The sequence below is a fragment of the Lamprobacter sp. genome (assembly GCF_034860625.1).
In the GTDB taxonomy this organism is placed as follows: domain Bacteria; phylum Pseudomonadota; class Gammaproteobacteria; order Chromatiales; family Chromatiaceae; genus Lamprobacter.
This window is the reverse complement of the sequence record NZ_JAYESN010000044.1, coordinates 1-26,241: the sequence shown is the minus strand read 5'-3', so window position 1 is coordinate 26,241 and position 26,241 is coordinate 1. Positions and strand designations below refer to the sequence as shown.

Here is a 26,241-nt window from a genome sequence, read left to right as displayed (position 1 = left end):
ACGAGAGCCTGTCATGATCACTGTCACATCTGTTGAGGCACAGAATCGCTTTGGCGAACTGATCGATCGGGCTCAGCGCGAACCGGTCGAAGTGACGCGCCGTGGACGGACGGCGGCCTTTGTCGTTTCCGAGCTCGATATGCAGGAGCTTAGGTCATTGCGCCAGCGCAGGGAGGCGGCAGCTCGCTGGTATTCGAGTTATCGTCAAAGCATCGTCGAGCAGGGGTCAAATCCGTCGACCGCCGAGCTAACAGACGACGCTGTCAACGAGCTCGTGCATGCCCTTCGCTAGGCGGATCATTATCGATACCGGCATCTTGGTCAGTGCGGCCATTCGCCCCGAATCCATTCCTGCACTCGCCCTGCAAAAGGCATTCCTGACATTCGAAGTCTGTATCAGCGACGAAACCTTCAAAGAGCTCGAAACCGTTTTGATGCGACCGAAGTTCGATCGCTATGCCGCAGCAGCACAACGCACAGAATTCCTTTTTGGATTTCAGCGACATGCCACTCACATCCAGGTCCAGGAGCAAGTCACGGATTGCATGGACCCCAAGGACAACAAATTTCTCGCGCTCGCCGAAGCTGCTGGAGCCGAGCTCATCATCGCCAACGACCCGCACCTCACCGATCTACACCCATGGCGGGGCATCCCGATCATGCCGCCCGCGGCTTTTCTTGTCGGGATCAACTAACTCATGGTCGTCCTCGCGGATCTCGCGCAAGTTTTGGATGCCGATGGGCAGGCGTTTGCGAGGCATAAGAGGCCGTGTAACGCACACTCATCCGTCTATTCGTGCTCGCCCAATCCGGGCCGGCGATGGAGATCCGCAACGACGCGCGCTTTCAGCCCAGAATCTGGTGACATCATACAGTGACGAGCCTCTTTTAATTGCGGCTTGCCATAGTCCCATTATGGGACTATTCTTCAACCATGAGAATCATCGCCATCAGCCACCTGAAAGCCTTCTGGGAGCAGTACCCAGACGCCGAGCAACCGCTCCTGGCCTGGACCGAGGAGGTCAAGAAGGCCGCATGGCGATCGCCGAGCGACATCAAAGAGAAGTATCGCAACGCGAGTATTCTCAAGAACCGCCGTGTCGTCTTTAACATCAAGGGTAACGACTACCGGCTCGTCGTGGCCATAGCCTATCGCCACGGCGCCATCTATGTGAAATTCATCGGCACGCACCGTCAATACGACGCGATCGACGCCGAAACCGTTGAAATGGGGTAAGTGCAATGAATATCCGTCCAATTCGCAACGATCAGGACTACCGTGCAGCGCTCAAGGCACTCTCGCCCCTGTTTGACAATGAGCCTGAGCCGGGCACTCCCGAAGGCGACGACTTCGATGTCTTGCTGACCCTGGTGGAAGCCTACGAAGCCAAGCACTTTCCGGTCGATCTGCCTAACCCAATCGCTGCCATCAAGTTTCGGATGGAGCAATCAGGGCTCACCGTCAGCGATCTCGCCCCGGCGATTGGGCGCACCAATCGCGTCTACGAGGTGCTGAATGGCACGCGCTCACTGACACTTCCGATGATCTGGAAGCTTCACAGCCAGTTCGGTATTCCGGCCGAAAGCCTCATCAAACCGATGGAGCGGGTACACATTCGTGCGCGAGCGGGCGCTGCACGATGAAGTGTCGGCGCTGCTTATCCTTGGAGTCGCGCCTCGGTGTCGGCATTAAGCGACCCCCCCATCGGTTACTGGGTGCCGTCGCCGGCATGGTCGTCCGTTGGCCGTCGCTTTTGGCAATATCCGCGATGGGTGAGTGTTCCTCGAAGCCGCGCACAATGAGATCGACCGGCATGTCAAGGGCCTCCTCGAGCTCGATTTTGCACCGCAACGCGTCGCGCAATGGGTGCGCTTCGGTCTCCACGAACAGATCGATGTCGCAGCCTTTCTTTGCGTCATCGACTCTGGAGCCGAACAGCCAGATTCGGGACGCTGATCCCAGATGCCGCTGCACGCCGTAGACGATGAGCTGAGCTTGTTTCTCGGTCAGACGCATATTGTACGGCGGCGCATGGATTCGGGTAGTGGGGCTTGATGAATCCGACCATAGGCGAGCGGAGCCTGTCCGCGCAAGCGCGCGCAGTCTTCGGTGCTCAGCCCGATGTCGCCGAAGTCCGGCTCATGCCGAGCGCCTGAAACACCTTACGAGATGGGTATTCAACGCTCCCCCGTTCCCTATGGCGCGTCGCGCAGTGCCTAAGCGCGCGCAGGCCAGGCGCGCGCGGACGTGCATCGCGCAGGCGCGCAAGGCATGGCTGAGAAAAGAAAAGGCGCCGCTGGCGGCATCGAATGATGCAGGCTCAGCGGCGCCTTTGGAGGGAGGAGTCGGAACGGTGTTAGCCGTTGTGGACGCGGCGGCGGGCGAAACCCAAGCCTAGGAGGCCGCTGCCGAGCAGGAGCAGGGTAGTCGGCTCGGGGACTGATTCCGGTGGGTTAGTATAGGTAGGCGGGTTGACAAAGTCTCCACCACGGAACTCGTAAATCTGGCGTCCAGGGATGGGTTGCCCGCTATCGTTAAAGGCATTGTAACTGAACGAAACAAGAGGATTTGTACCGCCATCCACGAAAGAACCGGGAACTCTAGATCCTGGCAATTCGAAGAGGTCGCCTGTGGACGGGTTTGGAGAAAAGAAACCGACAGTGGCAGAAGTGCCGCCGAGACCTTGTTCATTAGCACCTGATCGAAGACCAGCTTCCCACAAAATCTTCTCGTAATTGAAAACCACATCGAAATCGCCAGTTATTCCAGTTTCGCCACTGCGATCGACCAGGATGAGCTGGAAGCTATTTTGGATATCCGGATTTTGAAGGCCTAAATAATATCCCACATTTTTCCAATTGATACCGAATGCCTGTTGGCTATCGAATGTGCCGGTACCAAAGGTCACTGGACCGCCTGAGCCCGTGAAGCTAGTATCCACATCAGCGAAGAAAGGAGCGATGATGGATTGTCCCACCCCCCCGAGACCGGCGTTTCCAAACGATACTGGCCCACCAAAGCTGAGGTTACCGTCCGTATTGACAAAAGCATTCGTAAATTCATCTCCGAAAAAGTTCGCAGTAAAGCCAAGACTCACCGCTGCTGATGCAGTATCACCAGAAGCAAGCGGATTGCTATCGAAACCTGAAACGATGGGTTCTGCATAAGCAGTTGATGAAAACAACAAGCATAAGGCCATCAAGCTTATGCCTGAAGGTTTATTGAACAATTGCATGGCTATCTCCTTAGAAGAGACAATTGTGAGTGACGCGAACACAACTACAAATAAAGCAATTTTTGCGCCAAAGAAAAATGTATGCATAAAAACAGCAAGTTAGAAGCATCGACCAACGTTGGTATCTGAAAACTAAAGAGAAAGTGTCAAATATATTGACATAAAAAGTGGCAAAGCTCTACCGTGAACTCTTGAGGCAAGTTGCTGAAAAGTTTAGCCATTTATCTAGCTAATCGAGCAAAATCAAAGATCAGGTGCAAGGGGCCTAGAGATGACCCGTGTAAAGGTTTTTTTAATCATCAGGTCTGGAAACAACCGCTCGGTGATACCAAGGAATGGTTTGTACTCCCCCGCTACGGTAACGCGCACCAAATCACCTTCAGTGAAATTACTCGTCGGATTTGTACCTGGCCCACCCTCCCAGTTACTATCGTCATCGCAGTAATTATTATTATCATTAGGAGAGCAATACTCGGTATAAGTATTCTGGATTACCGACATAAAGTCGAGATTGTTGAACATCAGACCAAGTTGAATTAACTTGATATCAGCGGTTTTACTTGTATCGATTCCTGGGTAACGATAGCCGTCACTCATCCCCTCACTGCCTTGGCGCACCGAGTTCTCGGCAACCCAAGACATTTTTTCATTGACCCGCATGATATTAGTCACTTCAATAGTAAGAAACGTCATAATAAAAATCGTCGGTATAAAGATCAAGGTCTCAACGATTGCAGCACCAGCCTGAGAGCGCCGATGCTGAGGGGCCGAGAAGGATGAGCGACGATGTGAGATCATGATTATCTTTCCTTGTGCTTGTTGTGCTTGTACCCGCGCGAGTCGTTACTTCACCAAGAAAGGCTTGGTTGACGTGTCGCTGAAACCGCCGATCGTCTCAACGTCTTTTAATGCATCATCGTATTCAATAGCTTCAGCCCCAGGCGTGCCATTGATATCCAGCGTTTTTCCACGAACCGACCCTGTCACCGATTGTGTTCCTCGTATCTTGACATCACTTTTTGGCGCATAGATTACGCCTGTCAGGTTTCCGTTCCCCGCTAAGTCAACCTCTCCGCCTTTGGCCAGGATGGTCACCTGTGGACGTGTTCGCCCTTCCTCGTCTTCGTTGACCAGAGTCTCGGCCGTGATTTCCCCTGAAGTGAATTTGATATCGCCTTCGACCATCAGCGTCAGGCTCGCACCCTCCTTGACTGAGAGCGTATTGTTGCCTGTTAGCTTAAAGTCACCCTCTACATGGAGGACGGTATCTCCTGTAATCATCAAATCGCTTTTTAAATCTAGGCTTTCAAACTTGTAATAGCCGCCGCTGATCTCGGAAAAGTCGTCAATGTCGGAGTAACTTGTGGATTCAGCGGCCTCGGAATAAAGATTAAAAAAGCCGTCAATTTCTTCCCAGGTTCCTTCAGTGTCAGCGATTGGGTCGCACTCTAGGCTTTTTGGATCTTCGTCGCCCGGACAGATGATGCCGGAATTTTGAGTGGCAGTTGAACAGATGGTCGTTTTGTTATTATCTGAGCAATCTATGCCATACTGTACATTGCCAACAACATTCATGCTATCCACATGCGATGTGATTTCGAGCGTTCCACCGACTTTTAGGCTGCCCCCAATATTCATATCTTGCCTTGCTCGGAGATCACCGAGAACAATAAAATCATAAGAATGACTAAATCCCTGGCGTATTAGATCTGTTCGGAAATCATCTTTGATGCAGATACTACCAGCAATCTTGCTTATGCCGTCGCCGTCTAATCGTCCAGCTGATTGGACCTCTCCCTCTACGGTTGCATTGCCTTTAACACTAATTTCCGAACCAGGCTCCGTCGTATAAACATTGCCAACAATCTCAGAGTTACCTTTAACACTAATTTCCGAACCAGGCTCCGTCGTATAAACATTGCCAACAATCTCAGAGTTACCTTTAATTGTCACTTTCTCACAACCAAAAAACCCATCAAAGATATCTCCATTAATCTCGGGAGCTTCAAAGTCGCTGACACCCGCTTCCATCGCTGCTTCGGCAGCGGCGTTTAAATTACGATTCCTGATATCCTGATCACTCTCAAAGCGCATATAAACCTTGCCGTCCATTATTTTTTTGGTGCCTCTCAAACAATCGGGCGGCTGACAGCCGCCAGTCTGGGCATGGGCATTGCCCGACAGTGTGATGAGTTGTAATACCCTGAGCACGATCCGGTCAGAAAGGCTGCCCGGGGTATGCGCATAAGGCGCTGGCCAACCCGACGGATTAGCCGTGCCTGGGTTCTGATTAACAGCACGGCACTCTGAGTCTTGCTGACACTCCCATCGCAGCGAGAGCGCGGCATAATCAGCCTGATGCTGAGTCATTCGGTTTTGGACGAGGTCAAGGCCCGGATTGACCACAAAGCCGATATAGGCCATAAAGATGATCGGAACGGCAAAGATCAAGATCAGGATAAACAGCATGACGCCACGTTGGGCGCGGCGTGATGTGATCCGAGGGGTGCGTTTCGTTCCCATGGTGTGGCTCAACCTTGTTGTTGGATTGTGAACATTACAGTTTCACCTATCTAGGGAAAATTTGCCGGCGTATCCTGAAAGTCTGCTCGCGGAGATCTTGCGGCATGATCCGTTCGATGTATGGAGTCAAGGGTTCGAAGACGTCCGTGACCACCACCTCGATGAATCTTGCCGGTTCTATTCCGCCGCAGTCATTCCCGTCAAGTGGACTTGTGCTTTCCGCTCCATAGTTCACTGTCATGACCCCGCCTGAAAAATTAGGTGTCCGGCATCTCCAGATTTGATTGACCTCAATATCATCCCCATCGATCTCAATCCCACTCACAGCCGATTGTATATGCTGCTTCACCGCAGTTTCGAGCTCAGCAAAAGTCGCGGAATCACCTGTGGTATCGACCCGATAAGCAGCGCCATTCAGCGAGTATCTCCGATACGCAAACTGTGCGCCCGCATCGGTTGCATAGGCCACCTGCTGCGCCCAAGGCGTCAGGCGGCCGAGATCCGCCACGATGATCAGCATCAAGATCAAGATCAAAACCGCAAACGGAAACTCGACCATCGCCGAGCCCCGTTGTCGTGCCCAGCCGGCACCGCGCACAGTGCACCGGCGCTGCGGATGCCGCTCGCGCGGCGGTCTTCTCATAGGGAGCGTTTCAAAGGTGTTCATGGGGTGTCCCGCAAGCCACCACCTTCGGCGAAGGTCGATGACCTTGAGTATAGATCATGCCAAGCAGGATGCCGCCCTTGTTCATGGCTCCCAGGCTCAGCGATCCCCACGCAACGCCCGCACCCGCTCGGCGTTGTCGCTCGCCAGCGCATAGTGTTTGGGCGCGAGCCGCAGCGCCTGGTCGAAGAAGGATTCGGCGTCTTCCAAGCGCCCGGAGACCATGGCGATGTAGCCGACATCGTTGTAGGCCTCGGCTTGATCTTGCACCTTGCCCAAGGCTTGTAGCGCATCGCGATAGCGGCCTTGGCGGGCGTAGACCAGGCCCAGGTTGCGCCAGGCCAGTGTGTAGTCGGGGTTGAGCTCCAGCGCCTGTTCAAAGGCGGCGACGGCGCCGGCGTTGTCCCCCGCCAGGTAGCGCGAGTAGCCCAGGTTGTTCTGCAGCATCGGCGAGCGCGGCGCCAGCGCCAAGGCGTCTTCGTAATGGCGCTTAGCGCTGGGGTAGTCGCGTCTGAGGTCGGCGAGCACGCCGAGCGCATTGTGGGCACGCGCCTGGCGGCGATCCTCGCGCACGGCGGCGCGCAGCAGTTCTGTAGCCTCGTCATAGTTGCGCTGCCGCGTTAGCAGGATGCCAAGGCCGGCTAATGCATCGGCATGGCGCGGATCGGCTTGCAGGGCTTGACGATAGGCGAGCGCAGCGCGTTGGCGGTCGCCGCGCGCCTCGTGGATGCCGCCGATGCGGGTGTAGGCCTCGGCGTTTTTGGGGTCCATGCGCGCGGCCTGCACATAGAAGAACAGCGCCCGGTCAAGCTCGCCTTGGCTGATCGCAGTATCGCCAGCACTTAGGGCCTCGGCGGCAGTCTCGGGCAGGCCATCGGCGCCTGCGAACGGCCCCTCGCCGCGCGATGATAAGGTTCCGCAGCCGCTCAGGCTCAGCAGCAGCAGGCTCAGGCTGAGCAGGCTGGCGAGCGGGCTGATCCGGTGCGTCGGTTGCCTTAGAGGCTGTCGTGTGCTCATTCCGCGCTCACTGTCCACCGCCAAAATAGTTGCCCATATCAAGCAACGGCGGAGCGATCGCGATGATCAGAAAGGCTGGGATCATGAACACGGCGATCGGAATGATCATCTTGTTACCGACCTTAGCCGCCTGCTCCTCAGCGGCCTTGAGTCGTTTGTCGTTCATATCGTCGGAGAAAATGCGCAGGGTGTTAGCAATGCTGGTGCCAAAGCGGATGGCTTGGATCAGGGTGCCGACGAGGGATTTGATCTCATCCACACCAGTGCGTTGGACCATATCCTCGAGCGCGGTCTTGGTATCCAGACCGGCACGCATCTGCACCATGGTCAGGGTGAACTCATTGGAAAGTTGCGGATGCTGGTGCTCAATCTCCTTGGCTACACGCTGGATAGTGGCGGTCAGCCCCAGACCAGCCTCGACACAGACAACCATCATATCTAGTGCCTCGGGGAGCGCGCGGCGTAGCACGGTTTGGCGCTTGCGAACCCGCTTGACGAGCCAATAGTCAGGCAGCAGTATGCCAATAGATAATGTGAGCAAAGATAGCATTAGGATCATATTCCGATCCATGCCAAGCAGCCATAGGCTGGCACCAACCACCAGCGGTAGCACCAGTAGGCCAACGATCTTGCTCGCGAAGAAAATGGGTGCAGCGCGGTTGGAGCGAAAGCCAGCCTGGGAGAGCTTGATGACGATGCGACTACGCTTGCGCACGTCCAGCGGCACCAGCCCCTGCCCTAGGCGCTCGAGCAGACGCAGGGTGTTGGGATCGCGATCGGGGGTAACGGTGCCGATCGCGGCCTCGTACTCGGCGACCTGGGCATCCAACCGGCGTTTGACCGGGTCGCTCCATGCCCGTATCAGCCAGGCGATGACCAGGCTGATGAGGAAGACCGCAAGTGCGCTACTCAACACCACGCCGAGGCGCAGCAGGTCGGCGTTCTCGGCCCAGCGGTTCAACGAATCGGAGAGGGACGCGAACAGCTCCACGCCTGCCCTAGACCTCAACCTTGACCAGCCGCCAGAGCACAAGCGCGCCTAGGATCACCAGGCCCAGCGCGGTGTAGATTAGCAGCCGGCCAATCTCGGTGTCGAAAAAGTCGGTGATGTAGCCGGGCGAGGTCAGCTCAAGAATGGCGGCGAGCGCAAAGGGCATAAAGCCGACTATCCATGCCGCAACTCGGTTACTGGCAGTGAAGGTCTTGAGCTGGCGCTTGAAGCGGAAGCGCTGGCGCGCGAGGTTTTCGAGCTGATCGATCACGTGCGCCAGATTACCGCCTGTATCGCGCTGGATCATAATCGCGGTGTTGAGGGTGGCGATAGTTGGGCTCGGCACGCGCTCGCTGAGGCCGTCGAGGGCGGCGCGGATCTCGCCGCCATAGTTGAGATCGGTATAGACGATGCCGAATTCCGCCGGCACGACGCCGTCCATGTCGTCAGCGACGATCTTCAGCGCCTGCGTAAGCGGCAGGCCGGCGCGCAGGCTGCGCGCGAGCATCGAGAGCACATCGGGTAGTTCTTGCTCGACCTGTTGCATGCGCCTTTGCTTGCGCACTTGCAGCAGCACCAACGGCAGACTGCCGACGAGCAGGCCGCTGAGCGGGGCCGCCAATGGCAGCTCGACAAGCTGCCAGGTCAGCAGGGCGGCACCGAGACCGAGGGCGAACATGAGCAGCAGGAGTTGGTAGGCCGGGCGCGATACGCCAGCCTGATCAAGCTGTTTGCGCAACGGTTGCAATATGTCAGAAAGTTCGAGTCGCCGCTCCAAGGGCGAGAGGTTTTGCAGATAGCTCTCACGCAGCAAGGAGATGCTCGGCCTGTCGTCCAGCTCATCGCCGGCGAGCCTCCTGACCCGCGCACGCAGGCGCCGCTGATGCCGTGCCTCCTCGCTCAGGGTCCAGGCGGCGAGCCCCAGCAAGAGCAGTGCTACGCTGAGAAAGACAGCAAGCAGGATGAGCGCACGCGTACTCATTTGGGATTAATGCAAACCGCTGCCAAGCGAGGAGGCCTGGGTATTGAACACGCTGACATCCAGGTGGATGCCGCGCTGGCGCAGCCGGTCATAGCACTTGGGCACTAGGCCGGTGGGCTTGAAATCGCCGACCACGTTGCCGTCGGTATCGATACCCCGGCGCTCAAACTGGAAGAGGGTGGCGGTGGTGATCATGTCGCCTTCCATGCCTTGCACCTCGTCGATACTGATCACCCGGCGCTTGCCATCTTGCTGGCGCTCGAGCTGGATAAGGATGTCCAGCGCCGAGGTAATCTGCCCGCGCAGCGGTTTGGTGGGCAGGTTGAAGCCGGCCATGGCCACCATGGTCTCGAGCCGCGAGAGGGCATCGCGGGCGCTGTTCGCGTGGATGGTGGTCAGCGAGCCGTCGTGGCCGGTGTTCATGGCTTGGAGCATGTCGAGCGCCTCGCTGCCGCGGATCTCGCCGAGGACGATCCGCTCCGGGCGCATGCGCAGGGCGTTGCGGACCAGGTCGCGTTGATTAACATCGCCCTTGCCTTCGATATTGGCCGGACGGGTCTCCAGGCGCACCACATGCGGCTGCTGCAGCTGCAGCTCGGCGGAGTCCTCGATGGTGATAATACGTTCGTTGGACGGGATCTCGGCTGAGAGCACATTCAGCAGCGTGGTCTTACCCGAGCCAGTGCCGCCGGAGATGAGCACATTCAGCCGCGCCTCAACCACGGCGGCGAGGAACATCGACATGGGCCGGCTGAAGGCCTGGTTCGCCAGCAGCCGTTCCATGGTCAGGCAATCGACCGGGAAGCGACGAATCGAGAGAGTCGGTCCGTCGATCGCAAGCGGCGGAATGATGGCGTTGACGCGCGAGCCGTCCGCCAGGCGCGCGTCGACCATGGGCGAGGATTCGTCGATGCGGCGACCGACACCCGAGACGATGCGCTCGATGATGGTCATCAGATGGTTATTGCTGTCGAACGCCACGGGCGTGCGCTCGAGCTTACCGTGACGCTCGACATAGATATCCGCGTAGCCGTTGACCAGGATATCCGACACCGTCGGATCCTTAAGCAGGATCTCGAGCGGTCCAAGCCCGAGCACCTCGTCTTGGATCTCGCTGATGATGCGCGAGCGCGTGGCTTGCGGAACACCGACCGGCGGCGGGTTCTCCGCCATCAGCCGCTCGCAGGTGTCGCCAATCTGGCGCTGGGCTTCGGCGTGCTCTAGGTTCGTGGTCTGGCTCAGGTCAAGCGCTTTGACAAGGGCCTCGAAGAGGGTGCGCTTCCATTCCAGCTCGATGCCGGAGAGGGCAGTTCTGCCTGTGCTCAGGGCGCGCGCCCAAGCCTGCCTCGGCTTTGTGGACGGCTGACTCTGGCTTGAAGCCGGTTGGGGTGCTAGCGGCTGGCTTGCGGGTGGCGGATTGGGCTCAAGCGGTCGGTCGGCGCTCAAGCGACTTAATCGGCGGTTGATGGTCATAGCGGGTCTCCTGAATCAAGCGTCGCGCGTCAAGTGGGCTGACGTTTGAGGAGGCTCAGCCATCCCCGCTGTTGCGGCTCAATCGGCTCCTCGTCGGAGATTAGCGTCTTACTGGTCAGCACCTCGGCCAGCTTCATCAGGCCGATGCCCAGTGGCGATTTCGGCGCCTTTTCGCATACCGGCTCGCCGAGGTTAATGCTCTCGGATGCGCGCACATAATCATTCGGTAGGGTCTGGATGGCCAGTGTCGGAAACACGTCGCGAAACTCTTTCAGGCCCAGCTCAGCGCGCCGATCATAGCGGTTGATGACCAGCAGCAGGCGCTCGCTATCGATATTCAACCGCTTGTGCAGCAAAAAGATCAAGCGTTTGGTCTCGTGCAGATGGGCAATGGTCTGTTGGGTGGCCAGGGCGATCACATCCGAGCGCTGCAGGATGGCGGCGATGGCAGCATCGATGCGATGCGGCAGATCCACCAGGATGTTGCTGTAGATGCCATTGATGGCCTCAAGCATGGCCTCAACCCGGGCTGGACTGACATCCTCGGGGATGATGATCTCGTCCATGGCCGCGGCGAGCAGATGCACCTGGGTGTCGTGGCGTTGAATATAGGCGCGCAAGGCGACCTCGTCGAGCGCTTCGACGAACTGCAGCGCCTTGATCAGCCCGTCGCGCACCTTGAGATCCAGATAGGTGGGCAGGCCGCCGAACTGGAAGTCGAAATCCATCAACAACAGGCGCGGATCACCGCGCGCGCGCAAGGCCATGGCGATAGCAACATTGGCCGCGATCAGGCTCGCGCCACTGCCGCCCTTGGTGTTCATGAACGAGATCAGGCGCGAGCCGGCGGCGCCACGCCGGGCGCGCTCCTCGCGCACGAGGCGCGCGATGGCGTTTGCGGTCTCCTCGGCCTGCAGGGGCAAGGTGAAGACATCGCGCACGCCCAAGCGCATGGCCATGCGCAGGAAATCCATATCGTTGTTCGGCGTGATGATGAACAGTGGCGGGCGCGGATTCGGGATGGCCTCAATCAGTTCCCAAACGCCCTCGCGCCAGTCGGTATTGACGCAACAGAGGATGGCGTCCGGCAACGGATACAGGGCCTCGTCCGGCAGGTTGTTGCTGGGCGCGACATAGGGCGTGAGCGTCAGTATCTGCTGTGGCTCGTCAAGCTGCTGCGTGAGCTCCTCGACCATCTCGCGCGAGCGGCCGACGATGAGAAGCTCAAGGGAGACGAGCATGGGCTAGTCTTCTCCGCCGAAATCGCCCAGATCTTCGAGCGTGCCGGTTTGCTGCCGATACGTTTCGAACGCCCGCCTGGCCTTCTCGCCATCAAGCCCAGGCGCATCGCGTGTTGGATCTGTGGTCTGAAGGGCGATCATGTGACGCACGGAATCGCCGAAGGGCGGGTCGAGCACGGTGGGTTCAGCACAGCCAGCAAGCAGGCCAGCTGTGATCAGTAAGGAGAGCAAGAGCTTCATTCGATGATGATCCTTACAAATCATGTCCGAAGGGGCCTTCTGAGCCACTCTTATCCGGCCCGAGACGGCTTTTGCTCTGCCCTGCTGCGGAAGCTGGCCGGTCTCCGCTCGGGGTACCATAGAGCCGGCCTTGAAGATAGAACTCTACCTGACTTGGATCAACGAAGTCCTCGGTTGGCAACTTGACCAAATCAGGATTGTATGAGCGCGCGAGCCGTGGCGTAACGAAGATCACTAATTCAGTCTGGCGTTTCTCAAATTGCTGGCTACGAAACAGGTTGCCCAGCACCGGAATATCACCAAGGCCGGGATAGCGGTCGCCACCGCTATTGGTCCTCTCGCTGAGCAGGCCCGCGATGGCAATGGTCTGCCCGCTTGGAACCTCGACCGTAGAGTCTGCCCCGCGTTTGCGCAGGCTCGGAATCGCTGTGACTGCCGAGACGTTGCTTGCGCCGACAGTCACTGCAGCTTCATCGCTCAGCTCGGAGACCGAGACATTGACCTTCAGACTGATCAGGTCGTTGTCGAGGACGAAAGGCAGAAAGTTGAGATTAATCCCAAACGGCTTGAACATGATTTCAACATTGCCGTCATCGTCCGCTACGGGCACTGGAAATTCACCGCCAGAAAGGAACTCGGCCTTTTGCCCACTAAGGGTCGTGAGATTAGGTTCAGCGAGAATACGCGCGAGCCCCTGGGATTGGGCAATGTCCAAGGCCAGCTCGCTGCCAGCAAAGTTACCGCCAAGGATATCCAATAAAGAGCCGGTAACTGGCAGCTTCACCTCGGGGACGAGAACATCCACTATCCCCGGTATGCCATAGAGAAAACCTGCATCTGCGGCAGTAATCTCGGCAAACCCCACATCGTTCATGAGTGTAAAGCTAATATTGTCATCCCCATAACGACCGAGTAAGTTGATCCCCATCTGCTTGATGAATGTACGCGAAACCTCGGCGACCTTCACCTCGAGCAACACCTGTTGGGCACCGCCAACCCTTAGCAGATTGATGACTCTGACCACTTTTGAGTCATCATCCGCGCCAGACAAAGGACCTAAGCCGCCGTAGACCTCGCCGATATCTCGCGCGAAGCTTTCGGCCAAACGTACAGCAGCATCCAGCCGGCTGGGGCTCGAAACTTCCCCGCTGAGAACGATGGCACTGTTAGCAGATGAGACCCGGATCTGCTCTTTAGGCATTAACTGGTGGAACTTTTCTTTCAGCGTCTGCAAGTCATGGGTAACTTCCAGACCGATCTGGCGCTGCACCTGGTCATTTTCACCCCAGAGGATCATGTTCGTGGTACCGAGCTGCTTGCCGTTGATGTAGATCTGGCGCTCGTTGATCGAGAGGATATCGGCGATAGCGGGATTGCCAAGCGAGATGCGGGCAGCCGGCACGGGCAGTTCGAGGACGCGGGACTTGTTGATCGGCACGGCGATGGTGCCTTGATCGAGTTGCGGGCGGGGGCGCACCGAGCCCCTAAGGCCATTAGCCTGCGCTTGGAGTCCAAGGCAGAGGGCCACTGCAACCAAGATCAATCGCTTGGCCCAGGGTTTACAAGAAAACCACGTTGGCTTATTCATGGCAGCTGACTGCTCATCGACAGTCCCGCCCGGGCGTGGTCAAGCATTGCTCAGTACCACGAATCAATGTCATAACTTCTGTTTCTAATTTTTCCCTTTTTGAATCATTGTACTGACCACGAACAACTAGCTTTATTGCATTGTCATTGATGCCAGTGGCTCGAGCTAGAAACTCAGCCTGATCGCGATCAACTTCAAGGGTTACTGAACGAGCCTCCGAATCAAGCAAATCTTCTTGGTCTCTATTTAATATTCGACCAACCGCCAATACCTTGATGTTACTTAATCTCTTCAGAATCACCGCACCTGTAGTAGAACTATTAGAGACGACAAGCGCATCGACCCGGCTACCAGGTTCGATTAGCTTCAACTGATCTGAGTTTCGGTCAATATCGATCGTAACAGCCCGATTACCATCCGAGATCCGCGACGCCAACGACAACGCGGTTTCTTCGGTCAGCCAGGTTGACAGAATGGTCTGGCCCGCAGCGATTTCGCGAATCACGAAATTGCCGAGTACTTCGCTAGGCTGGGTCAAAGCATCCTCCGGCGGCTTCTCGGTCGATACTATTTGGCGCAAACTGACGTCGTCTCTGCTGATTCGAGTGCGAACCGGAAGATCCCGTGCGGCCACCAACACCGAGACGGTCTGCGGCTCCGGAACTTTGCCCCGCTCCGCTTCGAGCCGAGCTTGCTCTTTCGCCACGCGGTCCATCTCGGACTGCAAACGCTCGCGCTCGGCGCGCAATTCAGCCTCAGTCCTCGCGACCTGTGCTTGCTGAGTGTCCATCCACTCGTTGATGAGCCAAGCAACGCCCGAAGCGAGCACAAGCGCTATGAGAATGACCGCCAAACCACTGATTCTCATAACAACGGAGCCATTATGGTAGCAAGAGCGATGGCTGGAGCCATGGGCAAGCGAGCGCCCATGGATTCGCGTACGCTGGGCCTAATATAGACAAATCGTCCAGAAGTAAACAAGGTACACGCCATCGCCCTATAGCGAGCGAAAGGCCCCGAGCACCCCAAAAAGTACGTTGCGTAAACAGCGAACAGCAGCGCCAAGAACGCACTAATCAAGTAGTAGAGTAACATGGCATGGAGGCTGAGTTTAGGCCCAAGAATGCAACCCAACCCAGCCATGAGTTTGAGATCGCCGCCGCCGGTGAAGCCGAGGAGATAACCGGGCAAAAGTAGGCCGAAGGTGACCGCGAACCCGGCAAGCGCAACGATCAGTCCGGGCAGGCCGCCCACGCCGATCGCGAAGCCTAGACCAAGAAGGCCAATGGTGATGGTGAATCCGTTCGGGATGCGACGGGTCGCGAGATCGACACCCGCCGCGCTCAGCACTACGATCAATGCCAATATATAAGCAAGCGTGGAGACGGGGAAGGAGATCAGTTCCAAAGGAGCGAAGCGGTTGTTTGCTAATGCGTTTTCCGTGTATTACCGGTATCGTCTTTCTAAGACAGATAGACACAGGCCGCGTCACCCGGCCTGCGCCTAAAGTGCGCGGAGCGGTTGTTGCGAGGATTCCAGAATCCTGCACTAAGATACCGCTTAATTAGCCTGGAGCTGCATTAACCGCTTCTTCCATTTTATCGCCAATATCATCAACCGTAGCCTCGATATATCCTTGCAGCGCCAAAAATACGACTCCGGCGATGCCAACCAGCACAGCAGCAACCACAACCCATTCAACGAGTTCGGCACCTTCTTCGTTCTTCCAGAGCTTACATAAAAACTTTTTCATTGCTTCACCCTATCTGTTTCGAGCCGCACGGCTCATGATACCCATTGAGACCTGACCCAAGCTTCAGACGCGCCATTCAACGGCTTAGTCATGCACGGGATGCGAAAGGCTCACGACCGTCCACTACGCCCAAATACTTTGTCCCCTCTAAGTATAGATCACCCCACGGGCGAAGTCATCCCCTGCTAGGCCCCGGCGCAGCAAGATTAACCGCGCGAATCGGGATCATCCTCATTCGCGGAACGGCTACTGCGCCCCGCCAAGAACAGCGCAGCCACGCCGAGACCGGCGAACAGCAGCAACGAGAGGGCGATCAAAATCCCGACAAGCTGCATGGCGATTAGGGACCTGTCAGCGGCTGTTGCGCGTTGTCATGGGCGGCGACACCGCGCCTGACGAATCATGCCTGGTATGTTCCTCTCACAGGTGTGGTCAATGCAACCTAACAACATGCTCAGGATTCGTTTTAGCGTGGTCTTACTGCTGCTGGTGCTCGCGGGCTGCAGCAACGCCCCGGACCCAGAGTCACAGGCCGAGGCCTTACTCAGCGGCGCCGAGACGGGCGATGTCTCGACCATCGAGCGCCTGCTCGGCGAGCGCGCCGATGCCAACGCGCGCAACAGTTGCGACTGGACGCCGCTGATGATGGCGGCGGTGAACGGTCATGCCGATGCGGTCGAGCGCCTGCTCGCGGCCGGCGCCGAGGTGGATGCGGTGGATCAGGGCGGCTACACGGCGCTGCTGCTGGCGACCTCCAACAATCATACGCAGGTGATGAAGCAACTGTTGGATCAGGGCGCGATGATCGACGCCAAGGAGCAGACGCAGGGTTATACACCGCTGATCTGGGCCGCGCATCGCGGCCATCAGCAGGCGGTGGCACTGTTGCTGGAGCGTGGCGCCGATACCACCCTGCCCGACTTTGATGGTAAGACGGCTGCCGATCATGCGCGCGAGGAAGGACATGAGGAGACTCTCGCGCTTCTGCGTTGATGCAGGATCTTATGCATGCGCTGCACGATGCAGTGCTCGATGAAGTGGCCGACGCTGGGGTGTCGGTCATGATCGTCTATCCGATCCTGACGCGGGGTTTCAAAGCGGGAATAAAACACTCTTTACCAAGTCGCCATCGACGCCCAAAAATGAGATCTGGTCAAGACGATGGACAATCCAAACCTCCAGGGCGCCGCTGTCAAAATATAGTTTCGCTTTTTCCTTCATTTCCGCCATCGAATTGGATGGCGAGAGGATTTCAATACAAACCTCAGGTGCTTTCGGATAAGGCGTGATAAAGCCGTGACGCGTTACAAATTCCTCGGAGAGCCAGGCCACATCAGCGACCTTGATCCCATCGGCGGTGGCAATGGAACATTCAGCGACGACATCGCCGCCCTTTTTTTGCTGCAACAACATGGCGCTCAGATGGCTCTGGATTCTACCATGTTCATTGGATGCAGGAGTCATTAACAGCTTGCCGAATTTAGTCAGCTCAATTTTAAAAGGCAGATCGGCGAACATGGCATTATCAACGACATCTGACCACTGCATCGATGTTTCCTCGGTTTGGCAAAGCATTCATTCAGGGCGGTTATCGCCACAAACGGCGGCCCCGGTTTGGTCGACGCGCGAACGCCCCAATCTCTGCGCGATCCATAGTCGAATCCCACCGAGGTGCACATGAACCGCAAAGACCGTCTCCAAGATTGCCTGAACACCGCGCTGACCCCCATGCACCTGGAGGTCACGGACGAGAGCCACAGGCACAATGTGCCGGCTGGGGCTGAGTCGCATTTCAAGGTGCTCGCGGTCAGCGAGGCCTTTGCTGGAGAGACGCTGATCAAGCGCCATCGGCGCGTCAACGCGCTGGTGCGCGATGAGCTGGCCGCTGGCCTGCATGCCTTGTCCATCCACGCCTGGACACCGCAGGAATGGTTCGACAAGGGCGGCGGAGCCGCCCCGGCCTCCCCTGAGTGTCTTGGCGGCAGCAAGCAGAGCGGCTAATCTTCTCAACACTCCAAGGCGTTCATCTGGGCGTTAATCTGGGCGTTCATCTGGAGTGGCCTGGCCCTTGAAGAACGCCTGGGTCACCTTGAACACGACCGGACTTAGCAAGAGCAGCGCGATCAGGTTGGGGATCGCCATCAGTGCATTCAGGGTGTCGGCGAGCAGCCAGATGAAGTCGAGGTGGGTGATGGCGCCGATGGGTATCGCGATCACCCAGAGCACGCGGAACGGGATGATGGCGTGGATACCAAACAGGTATTCGACACAGCGCTCGCCGTAGACGCTCCAACCGAGGATGGTGGTGAAGGCGAATAGCGCGAGTCCAATCGAGACCACGTAGGCGCCGCTGCCGGGCAGTTCTTCGCCGAACGAGATGGCGGAGAGCGCGGCACCGGTGATGTTGCGGTTGTGCGCCTCGGTGGTGCCATCGGCGGCTTCGAGCGCGCAGATCGTGCTCGGCTTGCGGATCATCCAGGAGCTGTCGACACGCTCTTCGATGACCCCGCCACGCGCGACGCAGTCGGTGAAGTCGGCGCTGTCGGCCTTCCATTGCCCGGAGATCACGATCACCAGCCCGGTGATGGTGCAGATGATGATGGTATCGATGAAGGTGCCGAGCATGGCGATGGTGCCTTGGCGCACCGGGCTGTCGGTCTCGGCGGCGGCGTGGGCGATCGGCGCGCTGCCGAGCCCGGCCTCGTTGGAGAAGATGCCGCGCGCCACGCCCATCTGTAGCGCCAGCATGACCGAGGCGCCGGCGAAGCCACCGACGCCAGCCGCGGGCGTGAAGGCGTAGTCGACGATGGTGACGAAGGCGGCGGGGATCTCGCTGAGATTCAGCGCCAGCACGATCAGGCCCGAGAGCAGGTAGGCGATCGCCATCAGCGGCACCAGGCGCCCGGCCACCTGGGCGATCCAGCGGATGCCGCCGATCAGCACCAGGCCAACCAAAAGCGCCATCACCAAGCCGGTGCCCAGCTCGGGGATGCCAAACTTGGTCTCTAGCGCATGGGCCACCGAGTTGGCTTGCACCGTGTTGCCGATGCCAAAGCCGGCGATGGCGCCAAAGATGGCGAACAGGCTGGCTAGCCAGAGCCATTTCGCCCCCAGGCCGTTGCGGATGTAGTACATCGGCCCGCCGACGTGGTTGTTTTGCGCGTCGACCTCGCGGTAGCGCACCGCGAGCACGGCCTCGGCGTACTTGGTGGCCATGCCGACCAGGGCGGTGATCCACATCCAGAACAGGGCGCCGGGTCCGCCAATGGCGAGCGCGGTGCCAACACCGGCGATGTTGCCGGTGCCGATGGTCGCCGAGAGTGAGGTCATCAAGGCGTTGAAGGGCGTGATGTCGCCACTGCCCTGCTCTTTGCGACCACGCCAGAGCATGCGGAAGCCGAAGCCAAGCCGATGCAGCGGCATCGCCTTGAGGCCGATCGAGAGGTACAGGCCCGTGCCGAGGATGAGCAAGAGCATCGGTGGGCCCCAGACCCAACCGTTGATGGAGCCAATGACCGCTGAAACCTGTTCCATTGGTGCCCCCTTGTCTGTTTGCAGAAGCTGTTTAGAGAATCGGATTGGAAAAACGGCGCAGTGATGCCAGCGGCGTACTATACACGCCAGCGCGCGGGCGGCTCACCCAAAGCCGCCAAGCTCGGCTGTCAGCAAAGCCTGCGGGCTTGGCGCTTGGAGCACGGCGGTTCGGGCGTATATTGGCCGCTACGATACGATGTACGACTCGATGTACGAGACTCTGAAGAGGTCCCTCCATGGCAGCACCCGACCTGACCCCGATCCAACCACTGATCGACGAGCTCAACCAGCACCCCATCTATGCCGAGCTCAAGGACATCAACGACCTACGGGTGTTCATGACGCATCATGCCTTCTCGGTCTGGGACTTCATGTCGCTGATCAAGTACCTGCAGGGCAAGCTGGCGCCGGTGCAGGTGCCTTGGGTGCCGCAGGGCAATCCGGCGGTCCGCTACTTCATCAACCAGTTGGTGTTGGAAGAAGAGTCCGACACTCTCGAGGGCCGCGATGGCCCAAGCTACAGTAGTCACTTCGAGTTCTATTGCCAGGCGATGCACGAGATCGGCGCCGACGGCGAGAACCCGCGCCGCTTTGTGCGCCTGGTGCAGGAGCAGGGACTCGATGCCGCGCTCTACTCCGAGCTGGTGCCGCTGCCGTCGCGCTACTTCAGCGAGACGACCTTCTGCTTCATCCGTGAAGATAAGCCACATGCCGTCGCCGCCGCGCTCGCGGTGGGCCGCGAGCGGGTGATCCCGGAAATGTTCCGCTCGCTGCTCTCACGGATGGCGATCAGCGAGCAGGATGCGCCGGCCTTCCACTATTACCTCAACCGCCATATCCATCTCGATGAGGACTTCCATGGCCCGTTGTCGATGTCGATGCTCGAGCAGCTCTGCGGCGATGATCCGGAGCGCATCGATGAGGCGGTGATCGCCGCCGAAGAGGCCATCTGCGCGCGCATCCGGTTCTGGGATGGCGTGCTGGAGGCCGTGCGCAGCAACCCTGCTGCTCGGCGCTAGCCGCGCGGGCAGCCAGATATCAACACATGTTCGCGAACGCTTAAAACCCGGTTCTGCGCAGGGTAGAATCCCAGCATCCTGGGGCCATGTTCAGGGAACCATTTAAAGCTTCGCAAATACAACGGACCAATGAGGTGAATCTATGGCCCTAGCCGTACCGCTCGATAACGAAGGCTTCCTGCTCAATCGAGATGATTGGACCGAAGAGCTGGCCGCTGAGCTGGCCGAGCAAGACGAGTTCGAGATGAACGAGCAGGTGATGCAGTTCATCCGCGAAGCGCGCAGCATGTACGACAACGATGGCGTGGTGCCGCCGATCCGCATCTTTGCCAAGAAGCAGGGCGTCTCGACCAAAGAGCTCTATAACATCTTCAAGAAAGGCCCCATGAAGCTGATCTGCAAGTGGGGTGGTCTCCCCAAGCCCACCGGCTGTGTCTGATTCGGGCGGTCTCTGCGTCACTGAGTGAGGGGTTGCGGCCGCCGCCCGGCGGCCTGCTCGGGCTCGACCTGGCGCCCGTCCGCCCCGAAACAGAGCCCGTCTCTGAGGGCGATCAGATCCCCTTCTCCGAGCGGCTCCCAGAGCTCGTCGGTCAAGGGCACGCTGGCGACCAGCGCGACATCCTGCCGAATCGAGGTGAGATTGACGCCGGCGTCTTCCAGCTCTGGCGATGTGCGCCAACAGTAGCGTTGCAAGAAATAGATGCCGGGCGCACTCAACCGGCCGTCGGGCTGGGTGCGCCGGTCGGCATGGACGAAGAGTGCATCGCTGTCGGCATAGATGAAGTTGGCCGGCCCCAAGGGTCGAATCTCTTGGGTGTAGTCGGCGATCACCGCCAGGCGTGTCGCCAGGTCCGGGACCTGTCCCGGTACATCGTCCCAGACCGGCGCTAGCGAGGTCATCAGGCCGCAGAAGACGCGCTCGGAATCTGAATCGCCGACCGGTGTGAATCGTGCCGGATCGCTCGAGCGCAGATCGGCCAGGGAGGGCATGTCGCCATTGTGCGCGAAGACATGCATCCGCCCGCCCAATTCGCGGGCAAAGGGTTGGGTGTTGCGTAGCGCGAGCGCGCCGAAGGTGGCCAGCCGGATGTGGCAAAGCCCGAGCTTGGTGCGCAGCCCTTGTCGTTCCATGAACTGCATCAGCGGGCTCTCGCTCGCAGGCCGCGGCTCGCGCAGCAAGAGGCAGTCTGCGCCCTCATAGAAGGCAAGCCCCCAGCCATCGCGATGCGGCCCCTCGGCGCCGCCGTGGCGCGCTAGCCGCTCGAGCGAGAAGCCGAGCGTCGCGGGCACCCGACTCGACATCGCAAACAGTTCGCACATGAGTCTAAGATCCTCGCGTTGGATCACCGCGCGGCGGGATCGGCGATCAGCCAAGCGGCGTATCGGTATATCATCAACAGGTCTCATCCTCGACCTTGATGGAGCCTCTGTTCGCCCGTGGACCCCGAAGCCTTTGTCCAGTCGTCCGTTCTCTTGCTGCTCGCTGCTGCTGCCGCGGTCACGTTGTTCAAGCACTTCGGGCTGGGCTCGATCCTGGGGCTGCTCGTCGCTGGTGTCTTGATCGGGCCCTACACCCCGGGTCCCTCGGTGACCGGTAATGTCGATGATCTTCGCCACTTTACCGAGTTGGGCGTGGTGCTGCTGCTGTTTGTCATCGGCTTGGAGCTGCATCCGAGCCGGCTCTGGGAGATGCGCCGCACGCTGTTTGGGCTCGGGACCTCGCAGATCATCCTCTCCGGCCTGGCGTTGGCGCTCTATTTTCGCTTATTCGTCGAAACCTGGCCCATCGCGCTGCTGATCGGCCTGAGCCTGGCGCTGTCGTCGACCGCGTTGGTGATGCAGATGCTCTACGACAAGGGCGAGATCGCCACCCCGCGCGGGCAGACCGCCTTCGCGGTGCTGCTGATGCAGGATATCGCCGTGGTGCCGATGTTGGCCTTGCTGCCACTGGCGGCCGCTTCCGGGGCAAGCCTGCCGGGGCCGCCGCTATGGGAGCAGTTGGGGCTGATCCTGCTGATGCTGCTGGGGGTCATCGTCTCCGGGCGTTATCTGGTGCCCTTGGTGCTGGATCTGCTGGCGCGGCAAGGCAATCGCGAGGCCTTCTTTCTGGTCACCCTGGCCTCGGTCTTCGTGGCTGCCTGGGCGATGAACCGCGCGGGCATGTCGATGGCGCTGGGCGGCTTCCTGATGGGCATGATGCTCTCTGGCTCGCGCTACAGTGTCCAGGTTCACGCCAGCATCGAGCCGCACAAAGGGCTCTTGATGAGCGTGTTCTTCGTCACCGTGGGCATGTCGCTGGATCTGAACCTGCTCTCGAGCCATCCCCTGCTGTTCAGTTTTCACCTGCTGGTCTTGGTGGCGATCAAGGTGGGGTTGATCTATCTGCTTGCACAGCGCTTCTGCAGCTCGCGCGCTAGCGCGCTGCAGGTCGCCTTCATGCTCGGGCAGGCCGGCGAGTTCGGCTTCATCCTGTTTGGCGCGGCGAAGATGCTCGGCATCATCGATGTAGGCACCTTCACCATGGCGGTCGCGCTGATCTCGGGCAGTATGCTCATCACGCCTTTGTTGGTGCGTCTCGGCGCCTTTCTGGCCGCTCGGTTTCCGAGCGCAGAGCCGCAGGTCGATGAGCGCTTCCGCTATGAGCCCTCGCAGGGGCACGCGCAGGAGCAGGCACCGCAGGTGGTGATCGCCGGCTATGGGCGGGTGGGTCATACCATTGGCACGGTGCTGGCCAGCCATGGTATCCGCTTTGTGGCCTTCGATCAGGACCCCGGGCTGGTGGCGCGCTGGCGCGCCGAGGGGCAGCCGGTGTTCTATGGCGACATTCGCAACCCGGCGCTGCTAGCAGCGGCCAAGGTAGAGCAGGCTAAGCTGGTGGTGCTGACCATTGATGATCCAGGCGCAAGTATCGAGGCAACCACGCTGGTCCGACACTATGCGCCAGAGATCATCATTGTGGCGCGGGCGCGCGATCTGACCGCCTGTGACGCCTTGTTTCGCGCCGGCGCCAGCCGCGCCTTCCCCGAGGCGGTCGAGGCCAGCCTGCGCCTAGCGGCAGAAACCCTGGACGGGCTTGGCATCACCGACGAGGATGCCGAGCAGATGGTGCAGCAGGCACGCGGCAAGGACTATGCGCTGGTGCGCTCGGAGATCACTGAGCAACCGCCGATGGCAGACCCGGCGCCGCCGAAGGGGTCTTAGGCAGAAAGACTAGGGCAGAAAGACTAGGCTCTCTGGCCTCTAGCCAGGAGATCGGGCGCTCTCATGCTGCGGGCCAGAGTCTGAGCACACCGATGATGATGCCACCGGTGGCGATGGTCACGCCAAAGGACCAGCGCATGAAGCTATCCATGCGCTTCTGGAGGGCACGGATGTCTTGCTGCACACCCTCAAAGCGCCTGTCCATATTCGCCTGCATCGACTCGAAGCGCTGATCGACCTGCTCGAAGCGCTTGTCCATGTTCGCCTGCATCGACTCGAAGCGCTTATCGATCTGCTCGAAGCGCTTGTCGATCTGCTCGAAGCGCTTGTCCATGTTCGCTTGCATCGACTCGAAGCGCTTATCGACCTGCTCGAAGCGCTTATCGATCTGCTCGAAGCGTTTCTCGACCTGCTCGAAGCGCTTATCCATTTGCGCAAAGCCTTCGCGCATCAGCTCACGCTGATGGCGCAGCTCCTCTTCGACCCGCACCATGCGCTCGCGTAGCTCGATCTCGTAGACCACTGGCGGCTTGCCAAGGCTTTGCTCTGCGAGCCAAAAGCCAATGTTTTCCTTCACGTATTCGCCGAGCTGTTGTTTGATCAGATCGAGATCTTCTTGTGCCAATGTCATGCTGAGGTCCTTGAAATCTGAGTCCAACTGTCTCCGATCCTAGCATCACTTGGGATATCTAGGAACGCCCAGCTGTTTCAGTGGCGATGATATCGGTTGTTGGCAGAGCGACCCGAAAGACGGGCGCGCACACGGAGATCGGGGCCGATCTGGCGCAGATCGAGGAGCTCCAAAGGCACGCGCTCGCTCATGCTGGTGAGTGGCTCGAGCTCGAACAATCCGCGAGCATCACTGCCCATCAGGTGCGGGGCCAGATAGAGCACCAGCTCATCGACCAGGCGCCGCTGCACCGCTGCACCGGCCAAGGTCGGACCCGCCTCGATCAGCACCTCGTTGATCTCGCGCTCGGCCAGATAGCCCAGCAGGGCCTCAAGGTCGACCCGGCCTGTAGCGTCCGCGGGGCCAACCCAGACTTCAGCGCCCGCCGAGGTCGTAGCCGCGACTCTGCGCGGATCTTGCACACAGGTCGCCACCAGCGTTGCACCCGGCAGCGACAAGACCTTCGCCGAGACTGGCAGGCGAAGCGCACTATCGAGAATGACCCGCAGTGGCTGACGCACTGGCTCGCCCTCCTCCAGCGCAGGAATGGCCGAAGGTGGAAGCCGGACGTTGAGCGATGGATCATCGGCCAGTAGGGTGCCGATGCCGGTAACGATCGCCGAGGAGCGCGCGCGCAGCCATTGCACATCGGTGCGCGCGGCCTCTGAGGTGATCCACTGACTCTCGCCATTGGCGAGTGCGGTACGACCGTCGAGGCTGGCCGCGAGCTTCAGGCGCACATAGGGCAAACCGAGCCGCATGCGCTTGTCGAACCCAGGGTTGAGCGCGCGACAAGGCCCTTCGAGCACGCCGGTGACGACCTCGACCCCGGCCGCACGCATGCGCTCGAGGCCGCGGCCCCGGACCAAAGGATTGGGGTCTTCCATGCCGACCACGACGCGGCTGACGCCCGCTGCGAGCAAGGCATCGGTACAGGGGGGGGTGCGGCCGTGATGGCAGCAGGGCTCGAGGGTGACATAGGCGGTGGCGCCATGGGCAGCCTCGCCCGCGGCATCGATCGATAGACGCTCGGCATGCGGCTCGCCGGCGCGTCGGTGCCAGCCTTCGCCCAGGATCTGGCCGTCTTTTGCGAGCACACAGCCGACGCGGGGGTTGGGGTCGGTGGTGTAGAGTCCGCGCTCAGCGAGCTGGATGGCGCGCGCCATCAACGCAAGGCCGGGATCATCGGCCTGTGCGCCCTGCTGTGCTGGTAAGGGTTCACCAACAGCGCCTCCCTCAGGCGCCTCGGCCAGCCCTGCCCCGACGGTCATGCTCAGGACTCCTTGTCGAGGGTGTCGAGGAGATCGAGCTGAGCGCGTCGCACCTCGGGCGCTGGGTGGCGCTCGAGCCGCTCGATCTCCTCGCGAAACGCGGCCACATCCTCGAATTTCCGATAGACCGATGCGAAGCGCACATAGGCGACCTGATCGAGACCGCGCAGCTCTTCCATGACCAGCTCGCCGATCTCGCGCGCGCTGATCTCGCCCTCGGCGGTGCCGAGGAGCTTGCGATTGATGCGGGCGATGGCGGCCTCGACCTGCTCGGTGCTGATCGGGCGCTTCTCGGCCGCGCGCATCAGGCCGGTGCGCAGCTTACGCCCGTCGAAAGGCACCCGCGTGCCATCGCGCTTGATCACGCGCGGCAAGTTGAGCTCAGCGGCCTCGTAGGTGGTGAAGCGCTCACCGCAGGCGCCACAACGGCGCCGACGGCGCACCTGATCGCCGTCGCCGGAGAGCCGGGAATCCATCACCTTGGTGTCTTGCGCACCACAGTAGGGACAGCGCATGCAGCCGTCTCTGCCTCAGGACCGGCGCCGGCGCCGGTGCCAGCGGCGGTTGCGCTCAGCGATGCGCAAGCTCAACGGGCGTAGACCGGGAACCGCTTGCACAGCTCGAGCACCTTAGCCTTGGTCTGGTCGATCATGGCCTGATCGCCACGCGCGTCGATCAGATCGCACATCCAGCCGGCAAGATCACGCGCCTCATCGAGCCCGAAGCCGCGGGTGGTCATCGCTGGCGTCCCGATACGGATGCCGCTGGTGACGAAGGGTGACTGCGGATCATTGGGCACCGCATTCTTGTTGACGGTGATGTTGGCCGCACCCAGCCA

The 26,241-nt window shown here is 59.4% G+C and carries 30 protein-coding genes and 1 pseudogene; 9 read left to right on the top strand and 22 right to left on the bottom strand.

The features are described 5' to 3' along the window. Nucleotides 1–13 precede the first annotated feature (13 nt). The 4 genes from VBE63_RS13050 (at nt 14) to VBE63_RS13035 (ending at nt 1,644) form a co-directional block, all read left to right on the top strand. Entirely contained in the window at nt 14–292 is a 279-nt protein-coding gene (locus VBE63_RS13050) for a type II toxin-antitoxin system prevent-host-death family antitoxin (protein ID WP_323683466.1), read from the top strand. Continuing rightward, the gene (locus VBE63_RS13045; RefSeq protein ID WP_323683465.1) at nt 279–695 is read left to right on the top strand and encodes a putative toxin-antitoxin system toxin component, PIN family; all 417 of its coding nucleotides are present in this window, start codon (nt 279–281) and stop codon (nt 693–695) included. The genes VBE63_RS13050 and VBE63_RS13045 overlap by 14 nt, the downstream gene beginning before the upstream one ends. 239 nt (nt 696–934) lie before the next feature. Beyond that, a complete protein-coding gene (locus VBE63_RS13040) occupies nt 935–1,237 on the top strand; it encodes a type II toxin-antitoxin system HigB family toxin (RefSeq protein WP_323683464.1) in 303 nt (100 codons plus the stop codon). Between the two features lie 5 nt (nt 1,238–1,242). Then, nucleotides 1,243–1,644 carry a transcriptional regulator gene (locus tag VBE63_RS13035; RefSeq protein WP_323683463.1) on the top strand — a complete coding sequence of 134 codons (402 nt, stop codon included), beginning with the start codon at nt 1,243–1,245 and terminating at the stop codon, nt 1,642–1,644. Here VBE63_RS13035 and VBE63_RS13030 read toward each other — a convergent pair. From VBE63_RS13030 to VBE63_RS12960, 15 genes are all read right to left on the bottom strand, one after another. Further along, nucleotides 1,592–2,017: a nucleotidyltransferase domain-containing protein gene (locus tag VBE63_RS13030; RefSeq protein WP_323683462.1), complete on the bottom strand. Its 426-nt coding sequence runs from the start codon at nt 2,015–2,017 to the stop codon at nt 1,592–1,594. The genes VBE63_RS13035 and VBE63_RS13030 overlap by 53 nt on opposite strands. A gap of 340 nt (nt 2,018–2,357) precedes the next feature. Continuing rightward, nucleotides 2,358–3,323 (bottom strand): nidogen-like domain-containing protein, encoded by a 966-nt coding sequence (locus tag VBE63_RS13025; RefSeq protein WP_323683461.1) that lies wholly within the window; start codon nt 3,321–3,323, stop codon nt 2,358–2,360. Nucleotides 3,324–3,479: 156 nt separating this feature from the next. After that, nucleotides 3,480–4,034, bottom strand: coding sequence for a hypothetical protein (locus tag VBE63_RS13020; protein ID WP_323683460.1), 555 nt, complete (start codon nt 4,032–4,034; stop codon nt 3,480–3,482). Between the two features lie 45 nt (nt 4,035–4,079). Then, complete coding sequence (locus VBE63_RS13015) at nt 4,080–5,759, bottom strand: hypothetical protein (RefSeq protein ID WP_323683459.1); 1,680 nt, start codon at nt 5,757–5,759, stop codon at nt 4,080–4,082. A gap of 46 nt (nt 5,760–5,805) precedes the next feature. Further along, nucleotides 5,806–6,318 (bottom strand): hypothetical protein, encoded by a 513-nt coding sequence (locus VBE63_RS13010; protein WP_323683458.1) that lies wholly within the window; start codon nt 6,316–6,318, stop codon nt 5,806–5,808. A gap of 204 nt (nt 6,319–6,522) precedes the next feature. Further along, the gene (locus VBE63_RS13005; protein WP_323683457.1) at nt 6,523–7,440 is read right to left on the bottom strand and encodes a tetratricopeptide repeat protein; all 918 of its coding nucleotides are present in this window, start codon (nt 7,438–7,440) and stop codon (nt 6,523–6,525) included. Nucleotides 7,441–7,447: 7 nt separating this feature from the next. Beyond that, nucleotides 7,448–8,431, bottom strand: coding sequence for a type II secretion system F family protein (locus VBE63_RS13000; protein ID WP_323683456.1), 984 nt, complete (start codon nt 8,429–8,431; stop codon nt 7,448–7,450). 7 nt (nt 8,432–8,438) lie between these two features. Further along, nucleotides 8,439–9,413: a type II secretion system F family protein gene (locus tag VBE63_RS12995; protein WP_323683455.1), complete on the bottom strand. Its 975-nt coding sequence runs from the start codon at nt 9,411–9,413 to the stop codon at nt 8,439–8,441. Between the two features lie 6 nt (nt 9,414–9,419). Continuing rightward, complete coding sequence (locus tag VBE63_RS12990) at nt 9,420–10,886, bottom strand: CpaF family protein (RefSeq protein ID WP_323683454.1); 1,467 nt, start codon at nt 10,884–10,886, stop codon at nt 9,420–9,422. Nucleotides 10,887–10,915: 29 nt separating this feature from the next. Then, entirely contained in the window at nt 10,916–12,127 is a 1,212-nt protein-coding gene (locus VBE63_RS12985; RefSeq protein WP_323683453.1) for an AAA family ATPase, read from the bottom strand. Nucleotides 12,128–12,130: 3 nt separating this feature from the next. Next, on the bottom strand, nt 12,131–12,367 hold the full coding sequence (locus VBE63_RS12980; RefSeq protein ID WP_323683452.1) for a hypothetical protein: 237 nt from the start codon (nt 12,365–12,367) through the stop codon (nt 12,131–12,133). Between the two features lie 13 nt (nt 12,368–12,380). Beyond that, the gene (locus VBE63_RS12975; protein ID WP_323683451.1) at nt 12,381–13,955 is read right to left on the bottom strand and encodes a type II and III secretion system protein family protein; all 1,575 of its coding nucleotides are present in this window, start codon (nt 13,953–13,955) and stop codon (nt 12,381–12,383) included. 13 nt (nt 13,956–13,968) lie between these two features. Then, nucleotides 13,969–14,808 (bottom strand): Flp pilus assembly protein CpaB, encoded by an 840-nt coding sequence (gene cpaB, locus VBE63_RS12970; protein WP_323683450.1) that lies wholly within the window; start codon nt 14,806–14,808, stop codon nt 13,969–13,971. Between the two features lie 11 nt (nt 14,809–14,819). Beyond that, nucleotides 14,820–15,362 carry an A24 family peptidase gene (locus VBE63_RS12965; protein WP_323683449.1) on the bottom strand — a complete coding sequence of 181 codons (543 nt, stop codon included), beginning with the start codon at nt 15,360–15,362 and terminating at the stop codon, nt 14,820–14,822. Between the two features lie 157 nt (nt 15,363–15,519). Beyond that, on the bottom strand, nt 15,520–15,708 hold the full coding sequence (locus VBE63_RS12960; RefSeq protein WP_323683448.1) for a hypothetical protein: 189 nt from the start codon (nt 15,706–15,708) through the stop codon (nt 15,520–15,522). Nucleotides 15,709–16,143: 435 nt separating this feature from the next. Between VBE63_RS12960 and VBE63_RS12955 the strand changes: the two genes are divergently transcribed. Then, nucleotides 16,144–16,701 carry an ankyrin repeat domain-containing protein gene (locus tag VBE63_RS12955; protein WP_323683447.1) on the top strand — a complete coding sequence of 186 codons (558 nt, stop codon included), beginning with the start codon at nt 16,144–16,146 and terminating at the stop codon, nt 16,699–16,701. Between the two features lie 99 nt (nt 16,702–16,800). On the opposite strand, the gene VBE63_RS12950 is transcribed toward VBE63_RS12955, so the two are convergent. Further along, entirely contained in the window at nt 16,801–17,226 is a 426-nt protein-coding gene (locus VBE63_RS12950) for a Uma2 family endonuclease (RefSeq protein ID WP_323683446.1), read from the bottom strand. Between the two features lie 159 nt (nt 17,227–17,385). Between VBE63_RS12950 and VBE63_RS12945 the strand changes: the two genes are divergently transcribed. Beyond that, entirely contained in the window at nt 17,386–17,709 is a 324-nt protein-coding gene (locus VBE63_RS12945; RefSeq protein WP_323683445.1) for a BolA family protein, read from the top strand. A gap of 33 nt (nt 17,710–17,742) precedes the next feature. On the opposite strand, the gene VBE63_RS12940 is transcribed toward VBE63_RS12945, so the two are convergent. Then, complete coding sequence (locus VBE63_RS12940) at nt 17,743–19,242, bottom strand: sodium:alanine symporter family protein (protein ID WP_323683444.1); 1,500 nt, start codon at nt 19,240–19,242, stop codon at nt 17,743–17,745. Nucleotides 19,243–19,478: 236 nt separating this feature from the next. On the opposite strand from VBE63_RS12940, the gene VBE63_RS12935 reads away from it, so the two are divergent. Both VBE63_RS12935 and VBE63_RS12930 read left to right on the top strand, forming a co-directional pair. Beyond that, the gene (locus VBE63_RS12935; RefSeq protein ID WP_323683443.1) at nt 19,479–20,261 is read left to right on the top strand and encodes a DUF3050 domain-containing protein; all 783 of its coding nucleotides are present in this window, start codon (nt 19,479–19,481) and stop codon (nt 20,259–20,261) included. 142 nt (nt 20,262–20,403) lie between these two features. Next, nucleotides 20,404–20,700, top strand: coding sequence for a TusE/DsrC/DsvC family sulfur relay protein (locus VBE63_RS12930; protein WP_323683442.1), 297 nt, complete (start codon nt 20,404–20,406; stop codon nt 20,698–20,700). A gap of 17 nt (nt 20,701–20,717) precedes the next feature. Here VBE63_RS12930 and VBE63_RS12925 read toward each other — a convergent pair whose 3' ends face one another. Further along, nucleotides 20,718–21,581: a class II glutamine amidotransferase gene (locus VBE63_RS12925; protein ID WP_323683441.1), complete on the bottom strand. Its 864-nt coding sequence runs from the start codon at nt 21,579–21,581 to the stop codon at nt 20,718–20,720. 117 nt (nt 21,582–21,698) lie between these two features. Between VBE63_RS12925 and VBE63_RS12920 the strand changes: the two genes are divergently transcribed. After that, the gene (locus tag VBE63_RS12920) at nt 21,699–23,462 is read left to right on the top strand and encodes a cation:proton antiporter (protein ID WP_323683440.1); all 1,764 of its coding nucleotides are present in this window, start codon (nt 21,699–21,701) and stop codon (nt 23,460–23,462) included. Nucleotides 23,463–23,523: 61 nt separating this feature from the next. Here the strand turns inward: VBE63_RS12920 and VBE63_RS12915 are convergent, their stop codons facing one another. The 4 genes and pseudogenes from VBE63_RS12915 to glyA all read right to left on the bottom strand — a co-directional run. Next, complete coding sequence (locus VBE63_RS12915) at nt 23,524–24,093, bottom strand: hypothetical protein (RefSeq protein ID WP_323683439.1); 570 nt, start codon at nt 24,091–24,093, stop codon at nt 23,524–23,526. A gap of 77 nt (nt 24,094–24,170) precedes the next feature. Continuing rightward, nucleotides 24,171–25,298 carry a bifunctional diaminohydroxyphosphoribosylaminopyrimidine deaminase/5-amino-6-(5-phosphoribosylamino)uracil reductase RibD gene (gene ribD, locus VBE63_RS12910; RefSeq protein ID WP_323683486.1) on the bottom strand — a complete coding sequence of 376 codons (1,128 nt, stop codon included), beginning with the start codon at nt 25,296–25,298 and terminating at the stop codon, nt 24,171–24,173. 107 nt (nt 25,299–25,405) lie between these two features. Next, nucleotides 25,406–25,918, bottom strand: a complete 513-nt coding sequence (gene nrdR, locus VBE63_RS12905) for a transcriptional regulator NrdR (protein WP_323683438.1) — start codon at nt 25,916–25,918, stop codon at nt 25,406–25,408. A 71-nt stretch (nt 25,919–25,989) separates the two neighbouring features. Then, a pseudogene (glyA, locus tag VBE63_RS12900) lies at nt 25,990–26,241 on the bottom strand (serine hydroxymethyltransferase); the annotation flags it as partial.